The sequence below is a fragment of the Natronomonas marina genome, assembly GCF_024298905.1.
Taxonomy (GTDB): domain Archaea; phylum Halobacteriota; class Halobacteria; order Halobacteriales; family Haloarculaceae; genus Natronomonas; species Natronomonas marina.
Map to the genome: position 1 here is coordinate 1,550,260 of NZ_CP101154.1, position 12,096 is coordinate 1,562,355.

At 64.3% G+C, this 12,096-nt stretch carries 8 protein-coding genes and 1 pseudogene; 4 read left to right on the forward strand and 5 right to left on the reverse strand.

The window, feature by feature from the left end; all coding sequences use genetic code 11:
- Positions 1 to 40: 40 nt before the first annotated feature.
- Complete coding sequence (locus NLF94_RS08330) at positions 41 to 964, reverse strand: winged helix-turn-helix domain-containing protein (RefSeq protein WP_254841002.1); 924 nt, start codon at positions 962 to 964, stop codon at positions 41 to 43.
- A 423-nt stretch (positions 965 to 1,387) separates the two neighbouring features.
- Here NLF94_RS08330 and NLF94_RS08335 point away from each other — a divergent pair, with 423 nt between their 5' ends.
- The 4 genes from NLF94_RS08335 to NLF94_RS08350 all read left to right on the forward strand — a co-directional run bounded on the left by NLF94_RS08335 (position 1,388) and on the right by NLF94_RS08350 (position 9,076).
- Entirely contained in the window at positions 1,388 to 3,892 is a 2,505-nt protein-coding gene (locus NLF94_RS08335) for an efflux RND transporter permease subunit (RefSeq protein WP_254841003.1), read from the forward strand.
- 276 nt (positions 3,893 to 4,168) lie between these two features.
- Complete coding sequence (locus NLF94_RS08340) at positions 4,169 to 6,679, forward strand: alpha-L-rhamnosidase-related protein (protein WP_254841004.1); 2,511 nt, start codon at positions 4,169 to 4,171, stop codon at positions 6,677 to 6,679.
- A 226-nt stretch (positions 6,680 to 6,905) separates the two neighbouring features.
- Complete coding sequence (locus NLF94_RS08345; protein WP_254841005.1) at positions 6,906 to 8,105, forward strand: glycosyltransferase family 2 protein; 1,200 nt, start codon at positions 6,906 to 6,908, stop codon at positions 8,103 to 8,105.
- Entirely contained in the window at positions 8,102 to 9,076 is a 975-nt protein-coding gene (locus NLF94_RS08350) for a glycoside hydrolase family 26 protein (protein ID WP_254841006.1), read from the forward strand. Before NLF94_RS08345 ends, NLF94_RS08350 begins: the two co-directional genes overlap by 4 nt.
- Before the next feature lie 43 nt (positions 9,077 to 9,119).
- Here NLF94_RS08350 and NLF94_RS08355 read toward each other — a convergent pair whose 3' ends face one another.
- The 4 genes and pseudogenes from NLF94_RS08355 to NLF94_RS08370 all read right to left on the reverse strand — a co-directional run bounded on the left by NLF94_RS08355 (position 9,120) and on the right by NLF94_RS08370 (position 12,006).
- Positions 9,120 to 9,287, reverse strand: coding sequence for a hypothetical protein (locus NLF94_RS08355; RefSeq protein ID WP_254841007.1), 168 nt, complete (start codon positions 9,285 to 9,287; stop codon positions 9,120 to 9,122).
- A 337-nt stretch (positions 9,288 to 9,624) separates the two neighbouring features.
- A complete protein-coding gene (locus NLF94_RS08360; protein ID WP_254841008.1) occupies positions 9,625 to 9,783 on the reverse strand; it encodes a hypothetical protein in 159 nt (52 codons plus the stop codon).
- Positions 9,779 to 10,013: pseudogene (locus NLF94_RS08365) on the reverse strand (RNA-guided endonuclease TnpB family protein); the annotation flags it as partial. The gene NLF94_RS08360 and the pseudogene NLF94_RS08365, both read right to left, overlap by 5 nt.
- 316 nt (positions 10,014 to 10,329) lie before the next feature.
- Positions 10,330 to 12,006 carry a transposase gene (locus tag NLF94_RS08370; RefSeq protein ID WP_254841009.1) on the reverse strand — a complete coding sequence of 559 codons (1,677 nt, stop codon included), beginning with the start codon at positions 12,004 to 12,006 and terminating at the stop codon, positions 10,330 to 10,332.
- Between the last annotated feature and the right edge of the window lie 90 nt (positions 12,007 to 12,096).

Below are 12,096 nucleotides of genomic sequence, written 5' to 3' on the forward strand. Positions count from 1 at the left end.
CCGTCCGTGACGTCTTGTCCCCGAGGGTATCCTGCGACGGTCACGAACGGCGGTCGTTGTGGTCTCTGCGCTGGACGCGCTCGGTTCGCGTAACGGTTGCACTTCCGTCGAGAAGAAGGCGGAGCGAGGCGGTATCCCGACGAAACTCGACGCGGTACCGCTCGGGGTCGGTATCGACGCGCTCGGACGTCCACCGCCCGTCGTGGAGGAAGCGATTGAACTCCCACACCCCGGACTCCAGGATGTCGATGCCCCGCTCCCAGTGGAACGATATAGATGCGGGGTGGTACGCGGCAGCGATGGGAAGCGGAAGACTCAGGAACCGGAGACATTCCCGACACTCGCTGCCGGTGATAAAGGAGACCGGTATTTCGTCGGGAAACCGGATGTCCGTGGCGTCCCAGACCTCGGTTTCGATGCGGCCCGCACAGTCCGGACAGACCCCGCGACGGGTCTTGAGGAGGTCGCCGGCCTGTTCCCGAGCCACGGCGTCGATCAGGTCCGCTCCACGCCGGTCGCGCACCTGTGCCGGCCGAACGCGGTAGGCGTTCGCACCCCGGTCGCAGGCCGTACAGTACACCATGAAGTACTGGTCTTCGAGCACCGCCCGAACGGTCGTTTCGCCACAGAACTGGCATCCGCCCTCCGTCTCGATAGGGCCGACTTCCGTCGGCCGGCGGTAGTTCTCCGCGAGGACGAACCGTACCATCTGTTCGCCGGCGTGAGTGAACCCGTAGCCGTCCTCGTGCTTCCTGAGAAACGTCCCGGTGAGCTCGCCGAGGTGGTACGATAGCTTCGACGTGTCGTCAACGTCGACACGGTCGTATATCTCCGAGAAGGACAGCGCGGCGACGCCAGTCTTTTTGTTCTCGTGTTGGGCGACCGCGACCGTCCGGAGCACGTCGAGCCGGGTCTCGTCGGAGAGGAGCCGGAACACCTCGTCCGCGGTCTGTTCGGAACCCATGGGCGTCGATCCGCCACCACGATATTGAAATTTCCGTCGAGAAGGTACCTGGACGCGGGCGCGCGGTCGCTCACGGCCCGATATCCGGCGCGGTCGCCTCCGGTCGGACGCGCCGCGCCCGACACGCAACGGCCAGGGACGAGAGTAGTGTAAGAATTCGTTCAAAAATGGCGTTGAGTATCACGCCCGTTTGTCCGTCGAATCGGCTCATATCTTCGTAGAAATCGTTCGAAAACGACTGAATCGCTCAACACTAATTTTGAAACGATTCCGATAATATATCAAATATTCTATAATACTTATGTGCCAGCCGGACGACTCATCGGACAGGTGATCGACTCAGATGGTCCCCACACGACGGCCGGACCGCACGTATCGAGCGACCGAGTCCTGCCCTGGCGGAATCAACCGGAGAGCTGACCGATGACCGGTGCGATCCGGACGGCGTTCGACGCCGTCACCAGACACAACGTGCTCGTGTTGGTCCTCATGCTCCTCGTGACCGCGGGCGTCGCTGCGGGGACGGCCCAGCTGCAACTGGGCGAGGGCGAGTCTCCCAGCGGCAGCGACTCCGAGGTGGCCCAGAAGATGGAGTACGTCCAGCACAACTTTGGGAACCGGACCGGCGCCACCGAATCGGCGAGGAAACCAGCCGCCGTTTACGTGCGCTCGGAGGGGAACGCACTATCGAAGAGCGCACTGCTGGATTCGTTGCGGTACCAGCGTGCGGTTCGTGACAACGAGTCCGTCGCGGCTGCACTCGGCGACCGGCGCGTGCTCGGCGTCGCCAACCTCGTTGCCACGCGCGCCGCTGGCACGCCCGACCCGACGCTGGAACAGCAGATAGCCGCGCTCGAACGCGCCAGCGAGTCCGAGGTCGAGCAACTCGTCGGTCGGACGCTCACCCCAGGTTCGCCCGCCCTGCGATTGCTGCCCGAGACCTACGAACCGGGAACGACGACCGCCGAGAGCCACCGGATGGTGTTCCCGTTTGCCGACACCGACGGCCGGACGGCAGCGACGGCCGCCCTCTACGAGACCGCATCGGAACGGGAGAGTCCCGAGTACTTCACCCGGGGCGAACACGCACGCGACGAGCGGCAGTCGACGTACCTTCTGAACACGATGGAACTCGTCGTGCCCGCCGCGCTCCTCGTCATCCTCGCTGTGCTGGGGTTCTCCTATCGCGACTTCGTCGACGTCGCGGTCGGGTTCGCCGGCGTCGTCCTCTCGGTGCTGTGGATGTTCGGCATCCTCGGATGGCTCCGGATCCCCGCCGGCGTCTCGATCATCATCGGCCCGGTACTCATCGTCGGCCTCAGCGTCGACTACGGTCTCCACGTCTTCATGCGTTACCGCGAACAGCGTGGCGAAGCCGAGAACGTCCGGGAGCCGATGGCCCGCGGGCTGTCGTCGGTATCGGTCGCGCTCGGGCTGGTGACGCTGACCGCGATGCTCGGATTCATGTCCAACGCGACCAGCGAACTCACGACTATCAGGCAACTGGCTATCGCCATCACGCTCGGCGTCCTCTCGACGCTCGTGGTCTCGTTGACCATAGTTCCCTCGCTGAAGGTGACCGTCGACCGCCTGCTCGAGCGCGCCGGTCTCGACCGGCACACGCGACCGCTGGGCAAGACCGGGCTGCTCCAGCCGATGCTGAAAGGCGGCGCCTCGCTCGCCCGACGCGGCGCGCCGGTCGTCCTCGTCGTCGCACTCGTTGCGGGGTCGGCCGGTGCGGTCGCCTGGACCGACCTCGACAGGCAGTCGATACAGCAGCAACAGGGGGAAATCGACGACTGGAAACAGGACCTCCCCGGGCCGATCGGCTGGGACGTCTCCGAGGCATCGGAACACAGGAGCTACGTCGCCGACCACTACCGGGCCGCCGATGAAGACCGACGGAGCCGATCGAGCGTGCTCGTCGAAGGCACCGTGACCGACCCGGCCGCACTCGAGAGCGTGCAGGCCGTCCACGGCGCCGCCCGTGAGAGTGACATCGTCTTCCAGCGCGGCGACGCCGTTGCCGTGACCTCGCCGCTCACCGTTATGGAAGACGTTGCCGCCTCCGACGAGACGTTCCGGAAGCGACTCCGCGAGGCCGATACCGACGGTGACGGTCTCCCGGACCGGAACCTCGAGGCGGTCTACGACGCGCTGTACGCAACCGCCCCCGATCGGGCCAGTCGGGTCCTGGACCGCGAGGACGGCGAGTACCGCTCGCTCCGCGTCATCGTGCCGGTGCAGTCCGACGCCACTACCTCCGAGCGTGCCGCGGGCATGCGTTCCATCGCCGCTGCCGGCGGAGGCGACGAGGCCGTCTCGACGACCGCCGTCGGAAGCGGCATCCTCCAGCAGGTCCAGCTATCGGAGACCGCCGATAGCATCCTGGAGACGCTGGTCGTCGCACTCGTGGCGGTGAGCGTCCTGCTGATCGTCGTGTATCGACTAATCGCGGGCAGTGCCTCGCTGGGCGCTGTCACGGCGCTACCGATATCGCTGGTGGCGGCCCTGGTCATCGGCGGGATGTGGGTGTTCGATGTCCCACTGACGCTGCTTACGGCACTGCTACTGAGCCTGGTTATCGGGGTCGGCGTCGACTACAACATCCACGTCAGCGACCGGTTCCTCCAGGAGCGAGAGCGCGGCCGTACGGTCCACGACGCGCTCGTCGCGGCGACCACCGGCACCGGGGGCGCCCTCCTGGGGAGTACGCTCACCTCCGCCGGCGCGTTCAGCGCGCTCCTCCTGCACCCCAATCCGCAGTTCGAGCACTTCGGGACGTTGGTCATCCTGGCCATGGTCACGTCCTTCATCGTGGCGGTGTTCGTGCTCCCGAGCCTGCTCCTGCTGTGGACCCGATACGTACGGCCATCGACCACGGGAGCCGGCAGCGGCGTCAACCACTCCGTCCGAGCAGACGATTGAGTTTACCCACGACTGAAGTCGTGGGATTCAGCGTGGACTCCCGCTCTGGCCGACACATCGCCGGCAGGTGATTCATACTCACCGTTCACGTTCAACATCCCGCTGCTAACCAGAACTCCGCGGCCGAGTACGAGATATCGTCGGTCATCGGCGGCAGGCCGGCGAGAGGGGCGGTCGGGACGGACCGCTGTAGCAACCACCCGGCTCGGCGGTTCGCTTAAATCACCAGAAATGTAGTGCAGAACTGCTATCTTTTATTTTCCACACTAGCGGGTGATGAGCGGCAACGAGGAATACTCATCCGGCGGGCAGGGCGAACCAGTATCGCGGCGGACACTGCTCGGTGCCATCGGCGCCGGTGCCGGCCTGGCGGCCGCACCGCGAGCCGCGCTGGCAGGTCAGGCCGACGGCGAAGCGGCCGCAGAGGGGCGATGGACCAACGCCGAACTCGCCCGCGCACGCATCGAGCAGTTCGGGCTCGGGCGGCTGGCCGCCAAGCCCGGCTGTTTCAAGCCGAACGCCCGCGAACTGTACGGTCCGACGGACCTCAACGCCCAGTCGGCCAACGGCCGCCTGGCGGTCGGCGTCAACGGCGCCGGGACGATGACGGTGTTCCGGTGGCCCCGGCCGTCCTTCTACGACCAGGTCAAGTACTTCACCGAAGGGCGCGACGACGACGCGGACATCCAGGTCGCGCCGAACATGGGTGCGTTCCTGGGAATCGCGGCCGACACCGGGGACGGCTTCCGGACGACGTGGCTCCGTGACTTCGACGAGGTCGAACAGTACTACGCGAACGACCGCGACGAGACGGCGGGCGAGTACTCGGACGAGATCGTCACGCGATTCGTCGACGACGACCTCGGGCTGGACGTCCGGGTCCGGGACCTGACGACAAACGACCGGGACGCGTTCGTTCGCCGTGTCCGGGTCCATCGCCGTGGGACCTCGCCGGTCGAGCGGGCCCGGCTGGTCGCCTTCGGCAACTTCAACCTCGTCACCGAGAAGCTCCCGCAGTTCCCGGTACAGGACTGGTGTCTCGAGGAGGACAACGTCAGCCGCGCACGCTATCTCGACCGGCTGGACGCCGTCGTCTACGACGCGACCGGCGTCGACGTCTCGACCGGCACCCGTCGGTCGGTCGCGGTGGCGATGGGTTTCGGCGGCGACACCGTCGGCCACCAGGTCGGCGGTGACGCCTACGACCCGGCGGCCGAGCCGACCGGTCGCGCCGGCCCGACCGTCGACGCCTACGACGACGCCGCCACGGGGTCGCTGTCGGGCAACGACGAGTACGTCGGTCAGGCGACGAGCGCGCTGACGACCGACCTCTCCTTCGAATCGGGCGGGAACGTCGCCGAGGAGACGGTCGTCGTCGCGGCCGCCGAGGACGAAACCTCGGTGGCGACGACGCTCGGGGCGGTCCGGGAGGAGTCCCACGAGACGCTCCGGGAACGGAAGGAGACTTGGCTCGCGGAGGTCCTCGCCGACGCCCCGCTGCCGGACCGAGACGCTATCGAGGCCGCGGAGGGAGAAGAGGTGGCGACGGCGGTGATGCAGGCGGTCCGGCGGGCGCTCGTGGTGCTGGTGACCAACTACGACCGCGAGTCCGGCGCCGTCGTCGCCTCCATATCGACGCAGCCGCCCTACGGCGAGGACTGGCCCCGCGACGGCGCCTACTTCAACTACGTCCTCGAACTGATCGGTCGCCACGACTGGGTGGAAAAGCGAAACCGCTGGTACGCCAGCATCCAACAGCAGGCCGCCGATTCCGCACTGGACGGCGATCTGCTGGGAAGCCTGCAGCCGTCGCAACTCACCTCCCTGACGACGCTGCCGGCGAACTGGAACATGTGCTACTACGCCGACGGGGTCGCCGGCGGTCCCATCCCCTACCAGATCGACACCACGAGCTACGTCGTCTGGACGATGTACGACCACTACGAGATGACCGGCGACGAGGAGTACCTCCGGGCGGTGTACCCGGCCATCCGCCGGGCAGCGGACTTCCTCGTCCAGTGCAAGGACCCCCGCAACGACCTCCAGTGTCCGGCCTTCGAGGACGACCGCTTCACCGAACCGACCCGACAGACGATGAACGGCGCGGCGCCGGTGTGGCGGGCCCTGCGGGCGGCGACGGACGCCGCGCGGGTGCTCGGCCGCGAGGACGACGCCGTCCGGTACAGCCAGCGACAGCACGAACTGGGCCAGGCCATCGAGCGCGAACTGTACGACGAATCGCTCGGCGGCTACGTGTCCGACCCCGGTTCGACGTACTCCGAGACGGTCTGGCCGCTGGAGTACACCCCCTACGTCGACCCGGAGACGGGCGAGATCCGCGACCGCCCGCAGGTCGAGGACCCGCTCGAACACCCCCGCATCCAGCGGCACCTGGACGCCGACGCCCGCAGCGTCGAGGCTATCTTCGAGGAACCGGAGGGCGGCGAGGTGGACACCGGCGCCTACGAGGCGAAGGTCCTGATCCCGCTGGCGAAGGCCCGCCGGGAGACCCCGCCGGGTGACTTCGAGTTCGTCAGCGACGGCGTCCGCTGGCTGGCGACCGAACACGCGACCGACGACACCCGGGTCATGGGCGAGGCCTGGAAGGTGTTCCCCGACGAGAACGGCGACCGCGACGTCCGGTCGATCACCGGCCAGCCACACGTCTGGGAGCAGGTCCTGCTGTACCTCGCCACTCTCGAGGCGTACCCGCCGGCCGACGTCGCCTTCGACGACGACGGTATCGGTGGCGTCCTGGCGGCACTCAGAGAGCAAAAGCGGGAGTAGAGCCGTTTTCCGGGGGACTGGCTGATTTCGGTTCGTTCGCACCGTCTTGGAAGCGGTCTGACTGTATCGCCATCCGCTCCGCCCTGAAGCGCGAAGGTTTCCCCTGTTTCTCGTAAATTCACTCGAACGAACAGTCGATCATAATGGATTTTAGAATATCAACTCGATCTATCGTGTATATTGACTGTTCCAGAAGGATTAACAACATAAAAGCCAATAAATACCCGTGTACACGCTGGCCCTCCAGACGAACAGTGCGCCCCTCGTCGACATCGGTGCCAGCGTGGTTCTCTGGACGGTGCTGGGTCTCTACCTCGCGGGAGACCTGTACTGGATTTACGAGATGCTCTGGTACGGAATCCGGTATCGGCCGCCCGCCCGACAGTACGGCGCCCGGGACGCACAGGTCAGGATTCTGACCGTGAACAACGAATCCGTCGTCCGCGAAACCGTTCGACGGCTGCCGGACTCCTTCGACGAGCGGTACGTCATCGCCGAGGAACCGATGGACGTCCCTGGGGCGGATGTCAGGGTCGTGCCGGACGACTTCGAATGCAACGCGACGAACAAGGGGCGGGCGCTCGAGTGGGCCCGGCAAACGCTCTCCTGTGACCGCGAGTTCGTGTTGTACCTCGACGAGGACAGTCACCTGCTCGAATTCGGGGGGTTTCCGGACGCCGACATCGTCCAGTTCAACGAACACCCGCGCCGCACGACGAGCCTTCTGGCGTACCTCTGTGAGATCAATCGCATCGGCTTCCAGATCGAACAGCGGGCGTTCCCGTCGCTGAAAATCCCGCTGTACGCCTGGGGCGGCGGCATCGCCATCAGGAAGTCAGTCGAGGACGAGATCACCTGGGACTACCCGACCGTCATCGAGGATACGGTCTTCGTCTGGCGGGTGTTCTCGAGTCTGGGTCGTTCGGCAACGCTGACGTTCGTCCCGGACCGGATCTCCAACCAGTCACCCCCGTCAATCCCGGCGATGTTCCGGCAACGGCGCCGCTGGATCGCCGGCAGCCGCGAGGACAACGACCTCCTCTCTCTCGACCGAATCCTGATGTACGGCATCCGGGACCTCTCGTGGTCGGTCACGGGAGTCATCCCGATACTGGCGCTGTTGGCGTTCCTCCCGGGCATCGACGTCTTCTTCGGCCGCCTGTATGCGGTCGCGTCGGTCGTCCTCCTCGGGTTCATGTACGTCTGGATCGTGATCGGCCTCCTGCGCTACCGGCCGCCGGCCAAAATCGCGGTCGCGGTCGTCGTCCTCGCGCCGCTCACGACGGTCCTGCACTCGCTGGGCGCCCTGTGGGGACTCGTCTCGACGCCCGACACCTTCGAGGTGACCGCGAAGGTCGACGACGAGTCACAGTTCGACGAAGCGTATACGACGCCGCAGGGCGAAGCCCCCACTGAACAGCCGTGAGAAACCCCGACGACCCTGACCGAGGGCGGGCGCTCGGTGTCTTCCCCGCCGACGACCTCTCGGAGGCGACGGCGGTCGACCGGTGGCTCGACGGTGGGCTGTCGGTCGTCGTCACGTTCGTCGGCACGGATGTCTCGCCGGCGGCGCGTGACCGATTCGTCGAGAAGTACCTGACGGCGATATGGGACGCGGGCTACGTGCCCGTCGTGACGCTGGAGCCGTGGAACATCGACGGCGTGTCGTCGGCGGGGCTGTTCGAGGACGGCGACACGATCCGAGGGTGGGCGACCCGCCTCGCCGACTGGGTCGAGGAGTCGCCCGAGCGGACGCTGTTTCTCAGGCCCGCCCACGAGATGAACGGGTCGTGGTACCCCTGGAGCGTCGGCGCCGGACTCGACCCGGCGGACTACCGGCGGGCGTGGCGGACGATGTACGATACCTTCCGCGAGGCCGGCCTCGTGGGCGAACGCGTCCGGTGGCTGTGGTGCATCAACGCCGAGACGACGGCCGACGTCGACCCGCTCTCCTGTTATCCCGGCGACGACTACGTCGACTGGGTCGGCGTCGACGGCTACAATTTCGGCGACAGCCAGGCGTGGAGCACCTGGATCGACCCCGGAACCGTCTTCGAATCGGCCTTCGAGCGGCTTCGTACCCTGACCGACGCGCCGCTCTCTGTCCCCGAATTCGGGTGTTCGCCGATGCGGGCGGGGACCCACGACCCGAGCGGGAAGTCGACGTGGATCACCGACGCGTTCGACCTCTTCGACGACTGGGACGTCCGTCTGGCCGGGTGGTTCAACACGACCAAGGAGACGGACTGGCGCGTACTCGACCCCGCGCCCGACGGCGACGGTCGGTATCCCGGCACGGTCCGATTCGATGGCACCCGCTACGCCGTCTATCCCTCGTTCCGGCGTGCGGCGAAACGGTATCTCGACGGCGGGGGCGTTACCGGGACGGGATGGTGAACCGCGTCGGGTCACCGACGACGAACCCGAATATGTGTGGACTCTACAGGCGGAGCAGGCCGTCGCGGTCGTCGATACCAACGTGCTGTTGAATCTCGCAACACCGGTCGTCGACGGGCGTCCCCGGGCGCCATCCGGCGGGGACCCACTCAAGGCACTCCTCACTGCCTAATTTGATACCGGCCACACCCTCCCGTGAGATTCGTTCCATAACACGCTCCGGTGGGGGTCAAAAGGCCTCCGGGAAGAGCAGGTCGACGACCTCGGGAGTTAGGTCCGGACGCGGTCAAGCGTCGCCCCGAATACCACACCGAGCGGGAGGAGTACGATGAGCGCCGCAGTCAATGGTAGGATTATCCATGCCGACACGGTTAGCACGTCGTTGATGGTTAATTCTGCTGGAGAAGTAGAAAAAAGCCAACGTCGGCGAGTCCAAAGAAGGTATCACCCCCGATAGAGGTCAGATTCGCGAGGAGGACGTACACAGGGGCGGCGAACGCAACGAGCGGGTATGCCAGGAGAATCGTACACAGCCCGGCGACGGCCCCTCAGTACCGCATCTCCGGGACGACTCCCCAAGCGAACCAAGCAGCGACGAACGTGGCCACGGCAACCGTAGCGGACAGTACGATCACGGGAGCGAAGTAGCCCTGACCGAGTACCACGTAATAGAACAAGAAGGCACCGACGAACGCGGCAGCCGTCATTCGTCCCATCTTTGTAGTCGATGGCGAGAACGTTGCTGATTCCGAGATCGATGCCCGCCGTGTTGTCGCCCGGTACATCTTCGACGGGAATCTCTTTCTTGCAGACGAGGTGTAGCTCCCATTCGTCGCCGTTCCAGACGGCACGCACCTGCTGAATGTTCTCGATTTCTACGTCGGGGCGGGTTTCGTACTCTGCGAGGAATGAAGTCAGACCGGCTCTCTTTCAGGTTGCCACAGACGTATCTCGGTGATCGATCCCCGCCAGCGGCCATCGACTGTTCCGAGTGGCGGGATGTCGGCAGTCCAAAAGCACTCCCGGATACCGACCGGAACTAGCTCGACGTCCGAAGGGGATGGAAGTTGAGACTATACCGGATTTGGCAGAGCTGTAATGCGTGGTTTCAGCCGAATCAGTGAACAGAAACTCCTTCAGATCACCCTTCGTTCGCTTCTTCGTGTCGCACTAGCAACCAAATAGCCGTTTTCCCGAGATTCACGATAGCGTTGTCACTCGGAAATCTGCGCTGACCCAGAGCGAGGGCCCTGCTATCCGATTCCAGTCTCCTTCTTCAGCAGCGTCAGTGTATTATCTGCTGTCACCATCGGCGAGTGTTCGTACTCACCAGTCAACTCAACCTGGACGAGCAAGTCGACAGCTCGCCAGATCGAGTACAATAGGCAGGCAAATGCGAAGTAGAAGAACCGAAGCCCGAAATCCTTCGATGTCGTCGCCGCCATGAACCGCTTGATCGATCGGTAGCCGCTCTCAATCTCCCACCGATACCCGTACTCTATGAGGTGACCACTCCCGCAATTCGTCATGAACACCGAGTACTGCCGGTGGTCGTCGTGTTCGGAGTTCTCCTTTCGACGATAGATGAGTGTCGTCTCGTGCCACTCGTTCTTCCCAAGATGGAGCTTCCGGTCGGTCTCGTATCGGTCTTGGTCTCGCTGGAGCAACCGCTTGGCCTGGGCTTTCTCACTCGTCTGCATCCGCTTCGGAACGACGTAGGAGAGCCCGCGCTGGCTTATCATTTCCAGAACGTGCTGGCTATCGAACTCTCGGTCCATCAGGACGTTATCGACGTGGACGAGTTCTTCCGCCGAATTCAACAAGTCCTCAACGATCTCCTTGCGTGACTCGCCTTTCCGTACCGGGCAGGCATCGAGGACGAGTGGGACAGCGTTGCCGACCAGCTGGACTGTCGCCCACTGATAGGCGTACTCGTCGGTCTTCTCCTTCGTCCCGATGATCTCCTCTTCGTGGCCGGTGCGGTCGCCCGTAAAGGGGTCGGCTTCAGTGATATCGATGGCGACGATGCCTGCGCGGAAGAACTCCTCAGTCTCTGCGACCTCGTCTATGAGCTGTCGGAGAGCCTGTCGATACATCTCTCGAATCTGCTCGATAGAGAGGGCGCGAATGTGATCGCAATGAGCGTGCCCGAGTGGTGTCCGCTCCCGCGTTGACTCGTGGATGAAGCTACGAGCGCCCTCGTTGGCGGCCAAGTTTTCACGAAGGCCGAGATACGTCTGTAAGCTCCAGTAGGCGTTCTCGTGGATCTCACAGCCCCTGCCCCGATTAAGCGAGAACGCGGGAAAGACGACACGGCTGATGTGCTCGGTAATTGTCTCAGCGTTGTCCAGAATGGCTCGGTTGTCGGGATGTGATTCGTCTGCGTCATTGCCCCGAGGCGGAAGGGTCTGTTCCGGTTCGCGGGGGACAGCGACATCCGCGTTCAGCGCTTTGATGAGAATCGTCCGAGCGGCTTTCTGGGCCGTTTCGCGAAGCTCATCGGTGAAGCGCGTGTGCCAACTGCGCCAGAGTGTCGATTGGTCGGGGACTGTTTCCAACTCAAGGTGCTCACACAGTTCGGGATGGCTGTCGAGGTACTCGCAGAGTGCTGTCTCGTGCTCCCATCCGTGGAGTTCCTTCAGAACGAACATCCGAAAGAGGGTGTCCATCTCGTAGCGTGTCAGACCTCCATAGCAATCGTAGGTGTTGAACCGGAAGTAGGCCAGCGGGAGTGACCAGACGAACTCCTCAACCGAGTTGTGGCTATCGTGGTCGAACCACGTCTCTGCGACCACTCGGACATCTGATTCTAGTCCGGCAAGCGACGTTCGATCGTACAGCGGTGTTGAATCGTATGCCGGCCACTCGACGTATGGGCGTTGGGTGATTCGTCGAAAGACAGCTCGATATGACTCAGGAGTCGAAACCACTTCGAGACACTGAGCATCAAGCGCTAAAGAACTCCCCACATCTGCGGAAATCTTAGGGCTGTTACGGTTGCTTGTATCGATTTATGCTGG